We start from the raw sequence: 20,431 nt of genomic DNA, 5'->3' as shown, positions 1-20,431 counted from the left end.
CACGCGCTGCAGCGGCCCGAAAAAAGCGACCCGAAAAAGAGGCCGCCCCATAGGGAGCTGAATGCTCATGAACATCAATTCATGAGCATTCAGCTCCACAGTTTGAGCAAGGCGCCGGACGCTGCGCTATTTCATCACCCCCAGGGCGCAAATCAAAAGTGCTTGCCCGCCTTATTCAATGGATCAGACATGCTTAGAGTGATTGGTGAAGAGCAAGATATCCGTTCAGCGATCAACAGCTTCAATTCCTCCTACCATGAGGACTTCTTTCGGGTTAGGGAGGTCTCCAAGGCCTACCTGGCGACACTTACACCGCATAACGCCGAATTATTAGCCGACGAGCTTCGAAATGCTTTGTTGAACTGGGGCGCTGGCTCGCGCAAAGCCCCAATACTGCATCTGCCGGCTGAAGCCGCAGCCGGGCTTTGCAATCCGAACCTGCACGCCAAGCTTGTCCGTTTTGATACTCATCCACTGGGGGCATTCGCGCTGTCATCCGAAGATCGACGGATCTTCACCACCGAGGGGATGTATCCGTCAGCGGTTCACTTTGATGTAGAGCTGCTCGGGGTCTTGAGGATGTTGGCAGACGCGCTGTTCGCTAATAACACCAATGTCACCTACCCCATGAAAGCATTACTCCTCATAACGGGATTCATGCCAGCACTGGATAGCCAGGTCAGGAATGGATTGAAGCACGCGGGCTTTCGAGGATTCAGTAGCACTCAGTACCTGCTCCCCAGCGACACCCTCAAAGCTGCCGGTCAAAAGCTCTGCAGACTGCCCTTCTCGCTTGGCCACTGTTGGGGGCAAAACAAGGAGTTATTGATCAAGGCCGTTCAGAAGAGCGATCACCCTGCCCTTCAAGTCGAACCGGGTCGGGTTTTCGACATCCTGCTCTTTATGCAGCAAGACCCGAGCAGGAAGCTGATCGCCCTCTGAAGTGTAAAGGCGTACTTCAGCCGCACGCCTTGGATTCGATACTGCCATCAGCACCACCGCACCTGCCGCAGCATAGTGCGGATGACTGCGGTGTCGCCCCGAAGGGCGAACTCGGCGGGCTTAGCCCTTGGCTATGCAGCATGAGTTGACGAACGTTGCGGTGTGCTGCAAGGACTGACGTATATCCGGCTTGGCGATTCCATGGCTGTTGGCAAACTGCTCGACCGCCGCCGTATCAAAACGAGTGGTCTGGATAAAGTCCAAGGCTTCGGGTTTTGTATTCATAAACCGGGCAACGGGAGGAATGCTCAGCAGCAACTTCAGCAATCGCAGCGGAATGTGATGCCTGGGAGGCTTCAAGCCCAAAGGTTGTGCCACCTGTACCAGCAGCTCTCGCAAGTTGGGCGTTTGCTCATCCAGCGCCAGCAGTTCCTGGCCCACCATGGCAGGATCAAAAGCACTCACCACCATCAGCTCAACCAGGTAATCCACGGTGACCAGCGGCAGCCAGTGCTTGGCGGTACCGGGCACGGCACTCGGTCAGCAGGACTCAGACCGAGGTTGTCCCGCTCCAGATCGCCAGCTACGGCAAATACCCGGGCTGCACTCCCTCCCAATTTGACCACTTGCTCGCGCAATTCGGTCAGTCGCTCTGGGCGCCGCACAACACCCGAACGGTGTGACCTTTTGCACTCAGATGAGCCACCAGATGCTGGCCGATAAAGCCGGTACCCCCCGTGACAAAGCACTCCACGCTCATTTCCCCGTTCCTTGTTTAAGGTAAGAAATCAAGCGCAAACTATCGACCCAACTCTACAGTCAAGGGATGTTTTATGAAGATTGGTGAAATCGAGGCCCGCAGTGGCGCCAGTCGCCATACGCTGCGTTACTACGAGCAAATCGGCCTGATCTCATCGCAGCGGCGAACGAACAACTATCGCGTTTACACAGCGCAAACCCTGCAAGATCTGGACTTTATCCAGCGCGCGCAAAGCATGGGGTTTTCCCTGGGGGAAATAGGCGAGATTCTGGATGCACAACGCAACAAGCAGATCGACTGTGCTGAAGGCGCTAAGTTAATCGAAAAGAAGATGGCAGAAATCACACAGAAGATCGCCAACCTCCAGAGCATTTATCAGTATCTGGATGAAGAGCGTGCCAACCTCGAAGCCAGTGCCGCCAGGCAACTTGAGCTTCAGCGATTGAGCAACGCTTGCAACTGAACGCTAGGTAGTGAGCAAACCTTCCACATCAGCTAGCGAAGGAGCATGGGCTCCGGCATGGCGGCAGGATATGGATGCGCAAGCCGCTGAAAATCGCAGGCGCTCTCTCAAGCCGGCGATCCCCAACAACTCTGCAGCCAGCCAACCGGCCATACAAGCGTCCCCTGCTCCAACCGTGTCTTGCACGTTCACGGCAATAGCCGGCTGATCGAGTTGGCTGTCCGGGGTGTGGAGGGTCATCCCGTGTTCCCCACGGGTCAACAATATCTGCGCCTGAGGATTAAGCGCGCGAAGCTCATGCATTGCCTGCTGTTCGCTCAGCCCTGGATAAATGTGCCGCAGGTCTTCGTCGGACAGCTTGATCATGTCAGCAAGGCTGGTCATGGTCGGGAAGGTCTGCTCCCGATAATGACTACCCATTAAATTGCGCCAGTTCGGATCATAGCTAACCCGTTTACCGGCTGCTTTGGCCTGCTGAGCAATGTTAACCAGCGTATCTGCAAGTGGCTGCCGAGCTAAACTGATGCAGCTGAAATGACACAGCTCTGCTTGCTCGAGCCATCCTTCGGGCATCAGATCCGGATCAAAAAACAGATCGGCCTCTCCAGCAAAAAAGTACCTTGGAGGACGGCTCGATGGAACGATGGCAACCAGAGGATCTCGATCGACTCGTTGGATAAAGCGCCTATCCAATCCTGCCGCTTCCGACTGCAAAACGATCTCGTCACCCAACGAATCCAAGCTCACCGACCCAGCAAAAGCGCTGCTGACACCCAAGCGACTTAAGGCTCGTGCAACGTTCCAGGGGGCACCACCAGGGTAACCCTTCCACTGTCCAGGCGTGCCTTGGACAAGGTCGATCAGGGCTTCGCCAAATATGACCGCGCGAGGCAATACCATCTCATTTCCTCAATGTTTTGGTACCGGGATAACTGCTGGCTGATCAGTTCCGACCGGTAGTTTCTTACTCAGTGCAACAACAGCCGGCAGATGCACTGAAGGCATGTTTGCCGGCGCGTTCAACTATTAAAACCAGGTTTCCATTTGTACGCCGTATTGCCATACACCGCCGGCGTTGAAGTCCGTCTTGCCGAAGGCGTCTGAGGTACTGTACTTGTCCAGATCTGACGACCAATTCATGTAGCTTGCGAACACGCGCATTTCCGGACGTGTGAGAAGGTCTCCAACGTCAAGCTTGAATGTCGGGGCGACGGTGAATTTCCAGAAGTTACCGTCGACCGCATTACGTTGTAGATAGCCCTTGGGGTCGAGGTCCATGGTTTGCCAGCTCAGTTCGTAGGCCATCTCGAAGTTGCTGTTGATGGTGTTGGCCAAGCGCATGTTCAGGGTCAGCCAGCGGTAGTCGTCACCCTTGACGTATCTATCCTTGCTCTGCTCGGCCAGCAAGCTGGGGCCGATGCGCCAGTCAGGCGCAATCGGGGTCTCGCCGTAAAGAGCAAGACGCAGAGCCCGGGCCTCGTCAATCAGTTCACCATCCGAACCCAGGTTCTTGACCTCTGCCCCCAGACCTTGCCCATAGAGCAGTGCCGTTTTGAAGAAGCCTTCTCTGCCGAAAAAGTTTTTCTGGTGATTGGCCAGCATGCTGTGCAAGCCGGAATCCGCAGGCGTCAAACCCGCTTTATTGGTGCGGGTACCGAAATCGTTTTTCTTTGCGCCGATGCCATTGAACATCCACTGCCACTGACCCTCCTCGAAGAACTGGTTGGAGGTCAGGATGTAACTCGCCACATCGGCATTGAGCCCCCCTTGACTGAAATCCCCGTAGCTACGCCCGATCAAGGAGTAATTCGAGCGCCAATCCTTGTTCATCTGCACGTCGTAGATTCCACCGCCGGTACCGGCCAGGTAGACGACGTCCGAGTCCATCCAGTGGATATCGAAGTTATCCCGGTCAAATTGCTTGCCTGCCCACAGGGTGGCGTTCTCGAACACGGGATTGCCCTTGAACGCAGCAATATGGTCGAGCGTTGTGAACACCTGGCGCACGTTCAGTTTGCTTTCGTCGGCGGTCCAGTCGTTGGAGCTTTCCACTCCGTCGGCGATGGAGACCGTGAATTTGGAACGGGTGCCATTCTGCGCATAGATTTCTTTCGACAGGTCTATGCGCATGTAGGTGTCGTCTTCGTTACCGAGCCGCCCGACTGCTCCCCCCACCGATCCGGCCGGAGTTGTATAAGGGCCGCCGCGGCCACCACCAAGCCCCTCGTCGATCAGCAATCCGGAACGGGCGTAGCCGTTGAAGCTGAATCCATCAGCCAGGTTTGAAGTGCTGGCCTGCTTTTCCATGCTTTGCTGGCGGGCTTCGAGTTTTGCCAGTCGGGTGTCCACAACGGGATTCGTGGCCTGGGATGCAGTGGATGCTGCGGGCTGCAAAGCGGAGGTGGCGAGCTTGATCTGTTGCAATTCTCTGGCGAGTGCCTGGGTTTGCTGTTCGGCTGCGGCTGCGCGCTTTTCCGCTGCACTGGCGCGGGCCTCGAACGCGGCCATGCGCTCTTCCAGAGTCGCGGCCTGAGAGGTCGCCGCCGAGCTGCTGAGCACGCCTGCAAGTAGCCATCTTGATGCTTTCTGCATGTGGATTTCCCTGTTTTATTTTTATTGTTTTGTTCCAGCGACAGAGCGCTTTTTCGCGAGTGGTGAGGGTCCAAATCGACAAAAAAGATGCCTTATCGAAAATGTGCTGTTACATTTGCCGTGTTAACGTTAACTTCTCTAAAAACAAAAATAAAGAGGCCTTCATGAAACAGCTGAAATCTCTCCTTCCGGCAGTGCTGCTCACCCTCGGTGCCGGACTTGTGTCTGTCTCCAGCGCAGCTGATTTGACGATCTCGTGCGGTGCGGTAGGTGCAGAGTTGCAACTCTGCAAGGAGGCAGTCGAAGCGTGGTCGAAGCAGACCGGCAACCACGTCGAGGTGGTTTCCACGCCCAACTCGGCGACCGAGAGGTTGTCGTTCTACCAACAGATCCTCAGTGCGCAGTCCACCGACATCGACATCATTCAAATCGATATGGTGTGGCCGGGGATGCTGGCCAAACATCTGATGGATCTGCGCGAGGGGCTCCCAGCCGACGCGACCCAGGGCTACTTCCAGGCCCAGATTGATAACGCCACGGTCAACGGACGACTGGTGACCATGCCGTGGTTCACCGACTCGGGCCTGCTGTATTACCGCAAGGACTTGCTCGAGAAGTACAACAAGCAGGTTCCTCAGACGTGGGAGGAAATGACCGCTACCGCCAGAGATGTGCAACAGGCCGAGCGCAATGCCGGCAACCCCAATGTGTGGGGCTACATATTTCAGGGACGCGCCTACGAAGGGCTGACGTGCAATGCGCTGGAGTGGATCAGCAGCCAGCCGGGAGGCGGACTGGTCAATCCACGAGGAGACATCATCGTTAACACCCAGGCCTCAAAAGCTGCCTTGACCCTGGCCAAAAGCTGGGTAGGAGACATCTCCCCGCGTGGCGTGCTCAATTACACCGAGGAAGAAGGACGTGGCGTATTCCAGTCGGGAAATGCGCTGTTCATGCGTAACTGGCCTTATGTCTGGGCCCTGGTGCAAAGCCAGGACAGTGCCGTAAAAGACAAGGTTGGGGTCGCTCCCCTGCCCCGAGGCGGCGAGACCGGCAACCATGCATCCACCCTCGGCGGGTGGGGCCTGGCGGTATCGCGCTACAGCGCCCAGCCCAAACTGGCCGCAGAGCTGGTGAGCTACCTGACCAGCGCCCAACAGCAAAAACACCGTGCCCTGATAGGCGCCTATAACCCGGTGATCGAGTCGCTGTATCAGGATCCCGAACTGCTCGCGGCCATGCCTTACTACGCTCAGCTGCACAGTATCCTCAACGATGGGGTCATGCGCCCCGCCGCCATAACCGCCGATCGCTATCCACGGGTCTCCAATGCGTTCTTCGATCGCGTGCATGGCGTGCTGGCGGGCGAATTGCCTGTCGACCAGGCACTGGCCGAACTGGAAAGCGAACTCACACGCATCAAACGTCGGAACTGGTAAGCCACAGGGAAGGAAATCACCATGTCTGTCTCTACTACCCACGTCTCCAGTGACGCGCTCCTGCTCACCCGGGAGACGCCCCTACAGCGTCGCCGAGTACGCGCCGCATGGCTGTTTCTGACACCAATGCTGCTGTGTCTGGCCCTGGTGGCGGCCTGGCCGCTGTTGCGCACATTCTGGTTCAGCCTGACCGACGCCAACCTGGCAGACACCGCTGGCGGCACCTTTGTCGGCTTGAGCAATTATCTGTTCCACGACGGTTCCAACTGGTCGGGCATCCTGGTCGATCCACAGTGGTGGAACGCTGTGCGCAACACGTTGTATTTCACCCTGGTGTCGGTGGGACTGGAAGTCGTCCTGGGGCTGCTGGTGGCGTTGCTGCTGAACATCCAGTTCACAGGCCGTTCCCTGATGCGTGCGCTGATCCTGATTCCATGGGCGATTCCTACCATTGTCTCAGCCAAGATCTGGTCATGGATGCTCAATGACCAGTTCGGCATCATCAATCACCTGATGCTCAGCCTCGGGCTGATAGACGCTCCTCTGGCCTGGACCGCAGATGCGGATCTGTCGATGTGGGCAGTGATCATCGTCGACGTCTGGAAGACCTTGCCTTTTGTCACGCTGCTGATGCTGGCGGCCTTGCAGATGTTGCCGAGCGATTGCTACGAAGCCGCCAGGGTCGATGGGATTCATCCGCTGAAAGTGTTCTGGCGCGTCACGCTGCCACTGTTGATGCCGGCACTGTTGGTGGCCGCGATTTTCCGCCTCCTCGACTCCCTGCGGGTATTCGATGTCATCTATGTACTGACCTCGAATTCGTCCAGCACCATGAGCATGTCGGTCTATGCCCGCCAACACCTGGTGGAGTTCCAGGATGTTGGCTATGGCAGCGCGGCCTCGACTCTGCTGTTTCTGGTCGTGGCGCTCATCGCCACGCTTTACCTGTACCTCGGACGCCGTCAGATGGAGGTTCGAGCATGAGCCCGCGCCTCCTCAAAAAAGCGCTGTTGCGCTGCGGATTCTGGTGCCTGATCGGGGTGCTGTTGCTGTATGCGGTGTTCCCTTTCTATTACGCCATCCTGACCTCACTCAAGCCATCCAGTGCCTTGTTCGCAGTCAGCTACTGGATCGACAGCCCCGACTTCTCCCACTACGCGGCGGTACTTCACCAAGCCTCATTCCTGCGGGCGATCGGCAACTCGCTGATGGTCGCACTGTGCGTGGTGACCCTGGCGCTGTTCCTCAGTGTGACGGCCGCCTATGCCTTGGGAAGGGTGAAGTTCCGTGGCCGCGGCACGGTATTGATGATGGTGCTCGGCGTGTCGATGTTTCCCCAAGTCGCTGTACTGTCGGGGCTGTTCGAAGTGATCCGCGCCCTGGGTCTGTACAACACCTCTTGGGCGTTGATCCTGAGCTACACCATCTTCACCCTGCCCTTCACGGTCTGGGTGCTGACCACGTTCATGGGGCAACTCCCTCACGAACTGGAAGAAGCGGCAATCATGGATGGCGCTTCGCCCTGGGTCGCGCTGACTCGTGTGCTGCTGCCGCTGCTCTGGCCGGCACTGGTCACCACGGGCTTATTGGCCTTTATCGCCGCGTGGAACGAGTTCCTGTTTGCCCTGACCTTCACCCTCACCGATACCCAGCGCACGGTGCCGGTCGCCATCGCCCTGATTTCCGGCGGGAGTCCCCATGAGCTGCCTTGGGGACTGTTGATGGCCGCATCCGTGCTGGTCACCGTGCCCCTGGTGATTCTGGTGCTGATCTTCCAGCGCCGAATCGTTTCCGGTCTCACGGCCGGGGCGCTCAAGGGTTGATGCCCAACAACTACAAGGAACAGCATCGTGATCAAACTGAAGCTAGACAACGTGAACAAACAACTGGGCGGCGTGCGGATTCTTCGTGATGTCAGCCTGGAGATCGCTGCGGGTGAATTCGTGGTCTTCGTTGGCCCTTCGGGCTGTGGAAAGTCGACCCTGCTGCGACTGGTCGCAGGACTGGATTCGATCTGCGCCGGCGACCTGCTGATCGATGGGCGACGGGTCAACGACCTGGAGCCGCGCGAGCGTGGCGTCGGCATGGTGTTTCAGTCCTATGCGCTATACCCGCACATGAGCGTCTACGACAACATCAGTTTTGGTCTCAAACTGGCCAAGACTGAAAAGAGCAGCTTGCGCGAGCGGGTGCTGAAAACGGCGCACATCCTGCAATTGGACAAACTGCTGCAACGCAAGCCCAAAGAACTGTCTGGAGGGCAACGTCAGCGTGTGGCCATGGGCAGAGCCATGGCGCGGGAACCGGACATCCTGTTGTTCGATGAGCCACTTTCCAACCTGGATGCGTCCTTGCGGGTACAGATGCGCAACGAGATCGCCCGCCTGCATGCTCGACTGGGCTCGACCATCATCTACGTCACCCACGATCAGGTGGAAGCCATGACCCTGGCCGACAAAATTGTCGTGCTCAACGGCGGTCGCGTAGAGCAGGTCGGTTCACCGCGCGAACTCTATGAACGTCCGGCCAGTCGCTTCGTCGCCGGCTTTCTCGGCTCGCCCAGAATGAACTTTCTGGCGGCGCACCTGCATACACCTAGTCAAACCAGCCTGGTCGACACCCCCGTTTGGGGTATGCGCTCCCTGCCCTTCGACAGTTCGAACCTGGCGGCAGGCACGCCGCTGAGCCTGGGGATTCGCCCGGAGCACATTTCGCTCAAAGCGGCTGAGGGAGCCGCCGGCATCGTCGTGGCCGGGGTCGAATACCTGGGCAGCGAAACCTATGTGCACCTCGAAACAGGTCAGGACGAGCCCCTGGTCTGTCGTTGTGAGGTGAGTGCCGGATGGCAGGCGGGTGATCGGGTCGAACTGCAGCTGGAAGTCGACAACCTGCATCTGTTCGACGCCGACGGCACGGCCTTGAAGCGCCACCCACAAGCTGTTGAAAACCTGCCGCATGCGGTGCCGCTAGTAGATCATGAGAGTGCCGGGCTCCTCGCGAAACACCGGCACTCAGTGACGTGATGTAACCCTGCCTGGAGAAAGCATCCCGTCGGCCGGCAATGTAGCACGCAGGCTTTGCCGGCCTGATGTGCGACAACCTGCCATAGGGCGACGGTCACCTCCAGACGGATCGCCCAACCGAGCACTCGCCGCCGGCACCTGCGGCTGGCTGTCGCAGTGGGTGCGTAAGAATCCCCTCCCTACACTGCCTCGATCGCGCACCTGCACGACAACCTGATGATAAGAACACGATGAGGACCGTCATGAAGACCCTATTGGCCGCCGCCTGTTTACTCGCATTCACCAGTGCTCACGCCGCCCAGGACCCACAGGCAGTGTTCAACCGCGCCTGCACCGCCTGCCACAGCGGGCAGTTGCCCATGGCGCCGAAAAAAGGCGATCAGCAAGCCTGGAAGCCGCGCCTGGCTCAAGGCACTGAGGTATTGGTCAAGCACGTGACCGAAGGCTTCAATGCCATGCCGCCCCGTGGCTTGTGCATGGATTGCAGCGCCGAGGATTACCAAGCAGTGATCAGCTGGATGTCGAAGTAAGGCGCCGCGCGCCCTGCCCTGTTCTGCGCTTGCCGCGCAGCCCGGGATGGCGCTTGCGAGTCGCTTGACCGAGCGCTGGCCGCAAAAATCGGCCAGCGCTGCATCCGTTTGCCGATGCGCACCGTACATTCAGCACCCTCATCAGGAGGGCCGAATAATCGAGGAGCTGCATCATGCAAACCTTTAGCAAACGCCTGGCCGCTGTCTGCTTCGCCGTATTCTCCGTCGCTGCCCCCCTCAGCGCTTTTGCCGCCGATACGGTGATGGTCGGTGGCGCTGCGATGTACCCCAGCAAAACCATCGTGGAGAACGCGGTCAACTCCAAGGACCACACCACCCTGGTCACGGCGGTCAAGGCCGCGGGGCTGGTGGACACCCTCAACAGCAAAGGCCCGTTCACCGTGTTTGCGCCCACCAACGAGGCGTTCGCCAAGCTGCCGGCCGGCACGGTCGAGACCCTGGTCAAGCCTGAGCACAAGGCCGACCTGACGAAGATCCTGACCTACCATGTGGTGCCCGGAACCCAAACCGCCGGGCAACTGATGGCCGAGGCCAAGCAAAATGGCGGACAGGTCACGCTCAAGACCGTCCAGGGCGAAGCGCTGACCGTCAAACCCTATGAAGGCAAGCTCTGGGTCATCGATGCCAAAGGCGCCAAGGCTGCGATCAGCATCGCCGATGTCATGCAGTCCAATGGGGTGATTCATGTGGTGGACAGCGTGCTGCTGCCGCAGTAATGCAAGGACCCCGGCAGACCTTGCGTCTGCCGGGAGTCAGCGCTTGCGCCAAGGCCGCTCAGCAAGCACCGCAAGGCGTTGGACCGATGCCGGGCTCAGGGAATCGGCAACCAGCGCCGGAAACCCGAGCCCCCTTTGGCGCTTAACGGGCACCAGGCAAAGTCCCAAGGCACCGGCGGATATTCTTCCGGCTCGCCATTGCCCGCCGGCACCGAACGCGATGCCACCTTCCAGTCAAACACCCAGTCCGGTGACTCGCGCCAGGCCAGCACCAGGCCGCGTGCCTGACTGTCGTCGGTGTTGATCCAGCGCGCAGCCGCTGCGCTCATGAACGCCTCTATGTGCTCCTCGTTGATCCGCGCTTGGTAGCGTGAACCCAGCAGCCAGCGGCACAGGCTCAGGTAATAGGTCCAGTTCAGCGGCGGATGATTGCGATAGGCCCAGGTCATGAACCCGCGGAAGATATTCAAGCCATCCGGAGGATCAAGCTTGAGCAGCCCCGGACAGACATCGAACAGGGTGTGCCAGTACGGCAACAGGCGCGCATCCAGGTGCACGAAGCTGCGAGCGTTGCTCGGGTAATCGGGAAACGGCAGCAGAAAGTCGCCGTGGTTATTTACCCGTGTGCTTTTACTCACCAGACGGGAGGCGCCAGAAGGGATTGCTAGTGCGCGCATGTCAGCCTCCAGCGGCGCTTGCCCGCTTTGCGGGCTACAGGCAGCAGGCGCTGTTGCCAACCTTGAATGATTCGAGGCATCTCGTGCTCCTTTCCATCTCAGCCATAACCATGCACAGGTCCTCGGCCCATTGACCGGGGGACGTGCGATTAACAAAGGTCATGCGCAAGCGTGGGGAGAAGCCCTGGGGTTGGCCGAAGGCCAGGAATAGCGCGGGTGCGCCTTGCAGCGCGGTTCGAGTGTACGGCGCCGGAGCTGGCCGATACGCAGCAGCCAGCTCAGGCAAAACAGCAGGACCAGACTGAGCGCGGCTCCCGAACAGACCGGGCAGGAAAAACTGCCGGCCCAGGTACTGGCACTCTGGTCGCTGAAGTCGGATGTCTGCACCGGGGCCTTGCTGCCCAGGGAGGAGCAGAACTGCCCGCCCACGCCGTTGAGGGCAAAGCCCATCATCTGGCCGTGCCCCAAACCGCAGGCGAACACATTGAACAGGACACAAAAATACAGAGTCCAGGCAATGAGCGAACGGTCGGGTCGGGACAATTTCATGGCGGCGACTTTAACATCGAACAACACAACGGATGAAGCAGGGCTTCAATGGCGTAAGCGCCCTCGCGGCAAAAATTTACTGAAACTTTATAGCGCTCCAGGCACAGATATCCGATGCTGCGCGGTTATCACTCAGCAGGCTGGTTTTTATGTCCATCGCGGCAATGCGACTTATCGGTTTTATCTTGGGTATTTTTCTGATCACCCTGGCCATCAGCATGGCTATTCCGATGATCACGTTACTGATCCATGACCGCAACGAGGAGCTGTCCGCGTTCCTCTGGTCCAGCATGATTACCTTTGTCACGGGCCTGTTGCTGGTTATGCAGCGCAGCCGCGAAGGCACTCAACTGCGGCCCCGCGACATGTACCTGCTGACCACAGGCAGTTGGCTGGTTGTGTGTATCTTTGCCGCATTGCCCATGGTGTTCATTCACCACATCAGCTACACCGATGCCTTCTTCGAAACGATGTCTGGTATCACGACCACAGGCTCGACCGTCCTTACCGGGCTGGACTCGGCCTCGCCTGGTCTGCTGATCTGGCGCTCCATGCTGCACTGGCTGGGCGGTATCGGTTTCATCGGCATGGCAGTGGCGGTGCTGCCATTGTTACGGGTCGGGGGCATGCGCTTGTTCCAGACCGAATCCTCGGACTGGTCGGAAAAGGTTGCGCCTCGCTCCCACGTTGCAGCCAAGTCGATCCTGCTGGTCTATCTGGGGCTCACCGGCTTGGCCACCCTGGCGCTGTGGATTGCCGGGATGACGCCTTTCGAAGCGGTCAATCACGCCATGTCACTGATTTCAACTGGAGGTTTTTCGACTTCCGATGCTTCGCTCGGACATTGGACTCAACCGGCCATACACTGGATCGCGGTGGTCATCATGATCCTCGGCAGCCTGCCCTTCACGCTCTATGTGGCGACGTTGCGAGGCAATCGGCGTGCACTGTTCAAGGATCATCAGGTCCGTGGCTTCCTGGGTTTCCTCATCGTCATCTCCCTGGCGGTGGGAACCTGGCTGTCCTGGCACAGCGATTACGGATGGTGGGACGCACTGCGGATTGTGGCGATCAATGTGACGTCAGTGGTCACCACCACCGGCATCGCCGTGGGTGACTACACCACGTGGGGTAGTTTTGCAGTGTTGCTGTTCTTTTACCTGACCTTTGTCGGCGGCTGCTCGGGCTCCACGGCTGGTGGTTTGAAGATTTTCCGTTTCCAGGTCGCTGCAAGTCTGCTGATCAGCAGTCTGAAGCAGTTGATTCACCCACGGGCGGTGATTCAGAAAAAGTACAACGGCCATCCCATCGACGAGGATATTGTGCGCTCGCTGCTGACGTTCTCGTTCTTCTTCACCATCACCATCGCACTACTGGCCCTGGGGCTTGGCCTGATCGGCCTTGACTGGATGACGGCATTGAGCGGCGCTGCAACCGCAGTGTGCAACGTCGGCCCCGGGGTGGGCAGCATCATCGGGCCTGCCGGCAACTTCTCATCGCTGCCTGATGCGGCGAAATGGCTGCTGACCATCGGCATGCTTCTGGGGCGCCTGGAGATCCTGACGGTGCTGGTACTGATTACCCCGGTTTTCTGGCGCTATTGAATGCTGCGGTTCCTGGCGTCCTGGCGAAGTTCAATGACAGTCCCCAGCCGCCGCGGCAACGAGCCAGCGAAAATACACCGTTGTGTTTAATCAGCTACCCAGCGAGTTGGGTAGCTTTTTCAACTTTACTGATGACACCTGGTGGTTAGCGCGGCCCCCACTCTCCCTCTTCCACCGCCAACCGCTCCAACAATCGACAATACTCCCCAAAGATCGCCTCCCCCTGCGCCGCCGCCAGGCGATCAGTCGCCAGATCCCAATGGATCAACAAGGCCCCTGGCGTCTCGATGCTCAGATTGTCCAGCGCCACGCCGTGGGTGCGGCTTGCACTGTCAACCAGGGTCACGCCTTCGGGCAGGTCCAGTGGTCCTTGTGGGTTGAGTCGGGTAAACACCACCGGGAAATCCAGGGTGCGTGGGTGCTGCTTGTCCGTTGCAACCTTGCGCAGTGCCTGCAAGCCGCTGATGGCGCTGTGTTGTTGATCCTCGGTGAAGATCCGATCGCAACGGCGGGCTTGTTCGATGAACGTCAGGGCTTGGCTGTTGAAGTCGATCCAGCTCAAGGTGGTGAAGTCGCCGACCAGTGCGTCGATCTGTGGGTGGACGGGGGGGCGTTTCCAGCCTGGGGCCACCAGGGTGAAGGCTGGCAGTGCGCAGTGTTTTGCCAGGCAAAAGGCATAGACGCTGATCAGTAAGGCATCGGCGCTGATGCCCGCATGTTCGATGCGTTTGCGCAGCAGTGGCCAGCAGTCGAGGCGATGCTCGTATTTCAGGTACAGGCCGTTGACGTCGCGGTTGGCGTTGAGTTGCGGTCCCTGAGGCAGGCGGCGGAATTTTTCCTGCCAGTAAAGCGCAGCGTCTTGCGCCGCTGGGCTGCGTTTGTGCTGTCCGAGTGCTGCGATGTAATCCGCGAAGTGGATGGTCAGCGCGGGCAGTGTTGCGCCCTGGTAGAGCTTGAGCAGTTGCCGGATCAACAGGTCTCGGCTGGGCAGGTCGACAAGCAGCAGGTCAACGGCCAGATGCACCAGGCTCTGACCTGCGTCGGCGCTGCTGACCTTGAGCACGGCATAGGGCCAGTCACCCAGTGCAGTCACCCGGCCGAGCAGCTCTTCGGCGACTTGGGCGGGGCTGACACCCTGCCCCAGCGTTTCCAGTTGCCCTCCTGGCGGGCTTTGCATGATCTGTTGGGTGCCGTTGGCCAGAACCCGCGTGCGCAGCAGCGGATGGTGAGCCTGCAATTGCTGCCAGGCCCGGGCCAGTCGAGCAACATCCAGGGCTGGGATGCTCAAGGCCAGGTAGAGCTGTGAACCGCCCTGTCCTGGGTGCAGCGAGCGGCTGAAGGCGTATGCCTGCTGTTGATCCGTCAGTGCAAAGGGCTGGGTTGGCTCCGCGCTGGAGGCCAGCTGAACAGGCGCCACAGGGAGCAGATCGGCGGAGTTCAATGCCTGCCAGTGATCGTCAGCGTCCGCCAACCGGCACAGCAGCTGGCAATAGTCGGTAAACAGCTGCTCGATCAGGCCGTCGGGATAGCAGTCGATGGCCACGTCCCAGCTCAGGCTCAGTGCGCCGCCACGCTCGCGCAGTTGGTGATCAAGGTTGATCTGTGGGGTTTGGGTCACACAGTAGTGCTGGGCATCGCCGAAGCTCGGGGCAGCGTCGAGCACCGGGTTGTTGAGCATCGAGGTGAAGACCACCTCGCCGCCTTTGAAAGATTGCGATGGCTCGCCACGTCGACGGATTTCCCGCAGCGCCGCGACGCCGCCGACGCTGGCATGGTCAAGGTCCTCCAGCAACTGGCGCTGCACCCCTTGAACCCATTCCCCCAGGCTTTGTTCCCGGGCTGCGGCAAAGGCAAAGAACTGGGTCGAGATCAGGGGGCCAACCAGACGCTCAATGTCCGGGTGCAGGGGCAACCGGCCATAGCTGGTGGTGATCAAGGAGAACGCCTGGCCGGCATGGGCCCGTTGCAGGATCAGGCCAAACAGGCTGAGCAACAGTGCCGTGCCTGAAACCTGCAGGGCCGCCCCCCGCTCTTTCAGGCGCTGCCAGCGGCTCGGCTCCAGGGTCGAGGTCAGCCGTTGGCGCTGGCGGCCGGCCGGGCGCGGTGCCTTGGGCAAGTACAGGCCCGGCGGCGCCGCCGCCAGTTTGTCGAGCCAGTACTGCAGGTCGCGCCGGTAGCGCGGTGAGTCTTTGCAAGACTCCAGCGCCCGTTGATAGTCACGCAACGACACCCCCTGATCCGCCAGCGTGGCATCAGGCTCCCGGTACCACATCAACCACTGCTGCAGCAGCACCTCCAGGGACGTGGCATCGACAATCCACTCGTCGATGCTCAAGTGCACCCGGCTGTGTTGTCGATCCAGCAGCGACACGGCGACTTCAAAGAGCCTGTCGTCGCCGGCCAGATACACCTTGTGCGACATCGATCCGCGCAGCGCCGCCAGGGAACGTTCGCGGTCCTGGGGATCGCAGCGGCGCAGGTCACGGATGTTGAAGCCATAAGGCTTGGCTTCGCCGACCTGTTGCCGGCCGTCATCCAGCACCCGGAGCCGCAGCGCATCGTGCTGCAGCAACAGCCGATTCCACGCCTGATTGAGCCGGTAGACATCCAGTTCCGGCCAGTCGAATTCCAGGTAGATATGGCAACCGACCCGTTCAGACTCAGCCAGCAGCGTGCGTCCCGAGAGGAACGATTGCTGGATGTCGTTGAGTGCAAAAGGTTGATGGGCAGCGTCGGGGGCCGGCTGCAATACCGGTCCGGCTTGAGCATCCGCATGAGGTTCGCGGGCCGCCAGAGTGGCTTCGACCTCGGCGAGACTCAAGTACGGGCTCAGTTGTGCCAGGCAGAGCGACACCTGCAGTTGCTGTTCCAGCCTGGCCTTGAGGCCCACCGCGCCCAGGGAGTTGAGGCCCAGGCTGGCCAGGCTCCGTGACTCGCAACCTGCCAGGCTCTGCGGATCACAACCCAGCACTTGGGCCAGGACCTGGCGCAAGCTGTTCGCTGACGGCGCGGTGCCGGGGTCAGCCGGCTGATGGGGGGCAATCCGTCGCGGCGCCAACCAATGGCGCTGTCGGGCAAAGGGGTAGCCCGGAAGGCCAATGCGCCGGGGCTGCCCCTGGCGCGCCAGACTGTGCCAATCCAGCGTCCCCCCCTGTCGCCAGTATTCGGCCAATGCCGGCCAGTCCGGTTGTGCCAGTGCCTGGGCCAGTGCGCCGTCAACAGCGCTCGCCGGTTCGTCAACCTGCACCAGGTCGTCGCGCAAACCTTGGGCCAGCTCAGAAAGCTGCTGTTGCAGAGCTGCGACGCTGTCCACCAGGCAGGTCCAGCGGCATGCCATTGCTGTGCGCCCCACTTGCAAGGTGTAGGCGATGTCGGCCAGGCACACTGGCGCCAGCTGATCGATAGCCTGACTCAAGCGCCCCGCCTGCTCCCGCAGCCGTTGTGCATCTTGTGCCGACAACAGGATCAGTTGCAGCCCGGTCACCGCAGGCGTCTGTCGGGGCTGGGCGATAAACTCTTCCACCACCAGATGGGCGCTGACGCCGCCAAAGCCATAGCTGTTGATGCTGGCCCGGCGTGGCAATGCCTGCCCCTGCCCGTCCTTGAGGGCCGGCCATGGCCGGTTCTCGGGAGCAAGGGACAGTTGCTGCGGGTCGAGCCTGATGGCCGGGCCCAGTTGTTGCAACCCCGGGATTCCCGGCAGATAGCGCTGTTGCACGGCATCGATCACCTTGAACAAGGCCGCCATGCCAGAGGCCAGCTCGCAATGCCCGATCAGCGGTTTCAAGGTACTGATGTTCCAGGGCGTGCCGGCTTGCTCGCCAGCACTTAGTTGACGGCGTGCCGCCTGGATCGCGTCGACCTCGATGGCATCGCCCATCGCCGAGCCGGTGCCATGGGCCTCCACATAGCTGACGCTGTCGGGCGTCACCCCGGCGCTGCGGTAAGCGGCAACCATTGCCGCTTGCAGGCCGTCGTGATCGGGGGCGGTCAGCGAAAGCCCGCGCCCACCATGGCCGATTCCGCTGCCCTTGATCTGCAGATGAATCCGGTCACCGTCACGCAGGGCATCGGCCAGTGGCTTGAGCAACAACACGCCCACGCCCTCGGACCGCACATAACCATCGGCCCCGGCCTGGAATGAGCGGGTTTGCGCCTGTTCGCTGAGAAATCCCATCTGCCGGTAGCCGGCCGTTTCATCAGGCGACAGCAGCAGGTTGACCGCGCCCACCAGCGCCTGTCGGCACTCGCCGGCCCGGATCGCCTGCATGGCCCGATGCAGCGCCACCAGCACCGACGAGCAGGCAGTGTTGCAATATTCGCTGGGCCCGCGCAGGTCGAGAAACCAGGAAATCCGGTTGGCATACATGCACGGCGAAGACGACGTCAGCAGAAACGGGCTGGTGCCGGGCAGCTCGACGACCTCGCGGTACTCGCTCGGCGCTGCTGCGACAAATACCCCCGTGGGGTGGCGGGCAAAGTCAGGCGCCGCGATGGCGGCATCCTCCAGCGCCAACCAGGCATGCTGCAACAGCAAGCGCTGCTGCGGGTCCATCAGCGCCGCTTCTGCCGCCGAGACGGCGAAAAAACCATGATCGAAACACTCGATCCCATCGATGTAGCCCGCCACCGGTCCGGCCATGGCGCGCTCGCCGGGCACCGGGCGGATCTGCCCGAGGCTATTGCGAATCGCCCCCCAGAACTCCTGCAGCTCTCCACCGGGGAATACCCCGCTGATGCCGATCACCGCAAAGTCCGGGTCCAGGCCGGTGGGCGTTGGCGGCGCGGTTTCGCCTGGGGCTGCCTGAGTGTCGATGGGCGACGGCCCCTGGGGGGCGCGGCGTTCTTGCAGCGCGGCGATGATTGTTTCCACGTTGTTGTGGCGAAAGAAGAAGCTGGGCTCCAGGGGCAGTCCCAAGGTCATGCCCAACTGTTCACTGAGCCCTAGCAGGTCGGCTGAGTCCAGCCCCAGTTCCATCAGGCTGTGGCGCGGCGACACCCGGCTGTCCCGGGCGTGCCCCAGGCAATGATTGATGCTCTGGCGCACGGCGTCGTCGATGGCGATGGTTGGCTGAGCGACCATGGCGGTGAGCGCTGCAGCCTTCTGGGGCTGACGGCGCGCCAGGTCGTAGCGCACCAGAACCCCATGCCCACCATTGTCGGCATCGGCGGGACGATACCCGGCCACCAGGCGCTCGATACCGGCACCGTGCAACTCGTGGAAACGCAGCACCGGGTCCAGCAGCTCGCCGCGCGCGTCACGGCTGTGGATGTAGTCCGCCAGGGCCAGATGGCGGTACTTGGGATAGTCCTTGCAGCGAGTCACGCCGACCACGGTGTCGACGCCATGGCGCAGGGTGCAATATTGCAGCATGAACTCCAGCAATTGATCGCCGTAGCCGCTGTACTGATGCGCCGGGAGAATGTTCAGGCTCTGGATCTGGACGGTGCTGCCCTTGCCGTGAAACAGCTGGTCGACGCTGGCGAAATCCACCGTGAACAAGCCGTCGCTATGGGCGATGCGCTGGGAATAGATCACCCCCACCAACTCGCCCCTGAACTCCAATGCCAGTTGCCCGGCGGGGTCCTGACTCAAGCGGCGCCGGAGGATGGCTTCATCGACCCGGCCGCCTTCGGGCCAGCAGGCGCGTTCGAGGGTCAGCAGCGCGGGCATGTCCGCGAGCGTCACGTGGCGCACCTGATAATCACGCGCCCTGTAGCAGCCACTGCTGGCCACGCAATCGACGCCGCCCTGGAGCTGCGTGTGCAGCATGCCCGGATCGGCAAACAACCCGGCCCCTGCCAGGGCCATCAGGTACTGCGCCGCCTCAACCGGGTAGTAACAGGCAAAGTGATCCGCCACTGGCCCGTCCGGGCGCCAGTGACGTTCGCTGAGCACCAGCGGTTGATCGCCGATCAACGCGGCCAGTGCTTTGGCCGAATGCTGCAGATTGCCCAGCACCGTGGCGCCCGGCACCGCTGAGCCGTCGAAACCCAGGTAGAAGCGCTGCGCAGGCACTGGCAGCTGTGGCGTCGAGAGCGCTTCCAGCGGTTGCAGATTCTGCTGGCCGATAGCCAGCCACATCACCCGATCAGTGGCCGCGACACCCGCGTCGCGCAGACGCTGGCGCAGGGACTGCGGGTCGCCCGCCAGCCCGTCCTCCAGCACCAGCCAGCGCAGCGGCTGGCTGTCCAGCACCTGGCCCCGGGCGCTGTGTTGTCGCAACCATTGCCACAGCTCACTCAAGCAAACCCCGGGATGGCGGCCGAAGCCGATTATCCAGTCCGGCTGCGAGGACAAAGGCTGCGCATCGAAGATCTCGCCCAGCAGCCGCTCAAGCGCCGGCCGATCCCCCGGCCAGAGCTGCAGTTCCCCTGCCCCCTTGAGCCATTGCAATACCTCTGCCCATGGCTGGCCCTGACTGAACAGCAAGTCTTCGAGGATCGCCGGCAGGCTGGCGTAGTAAGCCAGGAAAGGCTCGCTCAGCCGCTCTGCCAGGCAGGCTTGATGCTGCGGGTTCAGCACCAGGTGCCGCTCCTGGCGGCGAATCCACTGTTGGCGGCGCAGAAAGTCACTCAACAGGCGAATACCATCGGGGTCGACCGGCTCATGGTCGATGCGCCGCAGATCAACCCGTCCGCTGTCGAGGTCAATCGCCCCGTGCAGTTGCAAGCGGCGTAACAGCACCAGCGACAGCAACTGGTTCAGCCCATGAACAAACCCGGGACAGTGCAGATTCCAGTCCAGCGCCGACAGCGCCAGCCAACGCCGCAGGCACGGCAGGTCATCCCCATGTGGCAATCGCTGCGGCGCCAACCAGGAAAACAGTTCGATCACCTGCGCGGGCAGCGCGCCGATAGCCGAGGCCCGGCCATTGAAGAAATACTGCTCGGCACTGGGCTGGCTCAACCAGCCAAACGCTTTCAGGCCATCAAAGGTCACCCGCAGCGGCCCGGGATTGACCGCAGCCGCGGCGACAAAAGGCGCAAAGTCGAACGGCTGGTTGATGGCCTGGCGCGAGATCAACTGCCGGCTTTCCAGGCTCAGCACACTGGCGATGACAAACAACTGATCGGTGAAACTGGCGTTCATAGTCCTTTCCATGACAAGGCGT

14 protein-coding genes and 1 pseudogene are annotated in these 20,431 nt (G+C 60.7%); 9 read left to right on the top strand and 6 right to left on the bottom strand.

Annotated elements, in window-relative coordinates; genetic code table 11:
- The first annotated feature begins 81 nt into the window (after positions 1-81).
- Entirely contained in the window at positions 82-942 is an 861-nt protein-coding gene (locus ACMGF8_RS20490) for a hypothetical protein (RefSeq protein ID WP_102865025.1), read from the top strand.
- A gap of 120 nt (positions 943-1,062) precedes the next feature.
- Here ACMGF8_RS20490 and ACMGF8_RS20485 read toward each other — a convergent pair.
- A pseudogene (locus ACMGF8_RS20485) lies at positions 1,063-1,702 on the bottom strand (SDR family oxidoreductase).
- A 73-nt stretch (positions 1,703-1,775) separates the two neighbouring features.
- On the opposite strand from ACMGF8_RS20485, the gene ACMGF8_RS20480 reads away from it, so the two are divergent.
- A complete protein-coding gene (locus ACMGF8_RS20480) occupies positions 1,776-2,165 on the top strand; it encodes a MerR family transcriptional regulator (protein WP_115580041.1) in 390 nt (129 codons plus the stop codon).
- 3 nt (positions 2,166-2,168) lie between these two features.
- Here ACMGF8_RS20480 and ACMGF8_RS20475 read toward each other — a convergent pair whose 3' ends face one another.
- Positions 2,169-3,065: a carbohydrate kinase family protein gene (locus ACMGF8_RS20475; RefSeq protein WP_207815185.1), complete on the bottom strand. Its 897-nt coding sequence runs from the start codon at positions 3,063-3,065 to the stop codon at positions 2,169-2,171.
- 126 nt (positions 3,066-3,191) lie between these two features.
- Positions 3,192-4,757 carry a carbohydrate porin gene (locus ACMGF8_RS20470; RefSeq protein ID WP_416757024.1) on the bottom strand — a complete coding sequence of 522 codons (1,566 nt, stop codon included), beginning with the start codon at positions 4,755-4,757 and terminating at the stop codon, positions 3,192-3,194.
- A gap of 164 nt (positions 4,758-4,921) precedes the next feature.
- Here ACMGF8_RS20470 and ACMGF8_RS20465 point away from each other — a divergent pair, with 164 nt between their 5' ends.
- The 6 genes from ACMGF8_RS20465 (at position 4,922) to ACMGF8_RS20440 (ending at position 10,486) form a co-directional block, all read left to right on the top strand.
- The gene (locus ACMGF8_RS20465; protein ID WP_416757023.1) at positions 4,922-6,196 is read left to right on the top strand and encodes an ABC transporter substrate-binding protein; all 1,275 of its coding nucleotides are present in this window, start codon (positions 4,922-4,924) and stop codon (positions 6,194-6,196) included.
- A 21-nt stretch (positions 6,197-6,217) separates the two neighbouring features.
- Positions 6,218-7,180, top strand: coding sequence for a carbohydrate ABC transporter permease (locus tag ACMGF8_RS20460; protein ID WP_416757022.1), 963 nt, complete (start codon positions 6,218-6,220; stop codon positions 7,178-7,180).
- Positions 7,177-8,019, top strand: coding sequence for a carbohydrate ABC transporter permease (locus ACMGF8_RS20455; protein WP_102865031.1), 843 nt, complete (start codon positions 7,177-7,179; stop codon positions 8,017-8,019). The genes ACMGF8_RS20460 and ACMGF8_RS20455 overlap by 4 nt, the downstream gene beginning before the upstream one ends.
- A 27-nt stretch (positions 8,020-8,046) precedes the next feature.
- A complete protein-coding gene (locus ACMGF8_RS20450) occupies positions 8,047-9,219 on the top strand; it encodes an ABC transporter ATP-binding protein (RefSeq protein ID WP_416757021.1) in 1,173 nt (390 codons plus the stop codon).
- A gap of 242 nt (positions 9,220-9,461) precedes the next feature.
- Entirely contained in the window at positions 9,462-9,749 is a 288-nt protein-coding gene (locus ACMGF8_RS20445; RefSeq protein ID WP_115580028.1) for a c-type cytochrome, read from the top strand.
- A 173-nt stretch (positions 9,750-9,922) separates the two neighbouring features.
- Positions 9,923-10,486 (top strand): fasciclin domain-containing protein, encoded by a 564-nt coding sequence (locus tag ACMGF8_RS20440; RefSeq protein ID WP_102879360.1) that lies wholly within the window; start codon positions 9,923-9,925, stop codon positions 10,484-10,486.
- Between the two features lie 95 nt (positions 10,487-10,581).
- Here the strand turns inward: ACMGF8_RS20440 and ACMGF8_RS20435 are convergent, their stop codons facing one another.
- Positions 10,582-11,163, bottom strand: coding sequence for a putative natural product biosynthesis protein (locus ACMGF8_RS20435; RefSeq protein ID WP_207167937.1), 582 nt, complete (start codon positions 11,161-11,163; stop codon positions 10,582-10,584).
- 159 nt (positions 11,164-11,322) lie between these two features.
- A complete protein-coding gene (locus tag ACMGF8_RS20430) occupies positions 11,323-11,712 on the bottom strand; it encodes a DUF2946 domain-containing protein (RefSeq protein ID WP_416757020.1) in 390 nt (129 codons plus the stop codon).
- Positions 11,713-11,861: 149 nt separating this feature from the next.
- Here ACMGF8_RS20430 and ACMGF8_RS20425 point away from each other — a divergent pair, with 149 nt between their 5' ends.
- Positions 11,862-13,316, top strand: coding sequence for a TrkH family potassium uptake protein (locus ACMGF8_RS20425; protein ID WP_207167935.1), 1,455 nt, complete (start codon positions 11,862-11,864; stop codon positions 13,314-13,316).
- 145 nt (positions 13,317-13,461) lie between these two features.
- Here ACMGF8_RS20425 and ACMGF8_RS20420 read toward each other — a convergent pair whose 3' ends face one another.
- Positions 13,462-20,409, bottom strand: coding sequence for a beta-ketoacyl synthase N-terminal-like domain-containing protein (locus tag ACMGF8_RS20420; protein ID WP_416757019.1), 6,948 nt, complete (start codon positions 20,407-20,409; stop codon positions 13,462-13,464).
- Between the last annotated feature and the right edge of the window lie 22 nt (positions 20,410-20,431).

This window comes from Pseudomonas sp. BNK-7 (assembly GCF_048072025.1).
Lineage (GTDB): Bacteria > Pseudomonadota > Gammaproteobacteria > Pseudomonadales > Pseudomonadaceae > Aquipseudomonas > Aquipseudomonas danubii.
This window is presented reverse-complemented; position numbering and strand designations above follow the sequence as displayed.

Coding starts and splice junctions, on each gene's coding strand:
- ACMGF8_RS20460 (WP_416757022.1), top strand. CDS start 6,218: ATGTCTGTCTCTACTACCCACGTCTCCAGTGACGCGCTCCTGCTCACC.
- ACMGF8_RS20435 (WP_207167937.1), bottom strand. CDS start 11,163: ATGCGCGCACTAGCAATCCCTTCTGGCGCCTCCCGTCTGGTGAGTAAA.
- ACMGF8_RS20470 (WP_416757024.1), bottom strand. CDS start 4,757: ATGCAGAAAGCATCAAGATGGCTACTTGCAGGCGTGCTCAGCAGCTCG.
- ACMGF8_RS20490 (WP_102865025.1), top strand. CDS start 82: ATGAGCATTCAGCTCCACAGTTTGAGCAAGGCGCCGGACGCTGCGCTA.
- ACMGF8_RS20430 (WP_416757020.1), bottom strand. CDS start 11,712: ATGAAATTGTCCCGACCCGACCGTTCGCTCATTGCCTGGACTCTGTAT.
- ACMGF8_RS20465 (WP_416757023.1), top strand. CDS start 4,922: ATGAAACAGCTGAAATCTCTCCTTCCGGCAGTGCTGCTCACCCTCGGT.
- ACMGF8_RS20425 (WP_207167935.1), top strand. CDS start 11,862: ATGTCCATCGCGGCAATGCGACTTATCGGTTTTATCTTGGGTATTTTT.
- ACMGF8_RS20445 (WP_115580028.1), top strand. CDS start 9,462: ATGAAGACCCTATTGGCCGCCGCCTGTTTACTCGCATTCACCAGTGCT.
- ACMGF8_RS20455 (WP_102865031.1), top strand. CDS start 7,177: ATGAGCCCGCGCCTCCTCAAAAAAGCGCTGTTGCGCTGCGGATTCTGG.
- ACMGF8_RS20440 (WP_102879360.1), top strand. CDS start 9,923: ATGCAAACCTTTAGCAAACGCCTGGCCGCTGTCTGCTTCGCCGTATTC.
- ACMGF8_RS20420 (WP_416757019.1), bottom strand. CDS start 20,409: ATGAACGCCAGTTTCACCGATCAGTTGTTTGTCATCGCCAGTGTGCTG.
- ACMGF8_RS20480 (WP_115580041.1), top strand. CDS start 1,776: ATGAAGATTGGTGAAATCGAGGCCCGCAGTGGCGCCAGTCGCCATACG.
- ACMGF8_RS20475 (WP_207815185.1), bottom strand. CDS start 3,065: ATGGTATTGCCTCGCGCGGTCATATTTGGCGAAGCCCTGATCGACCTT.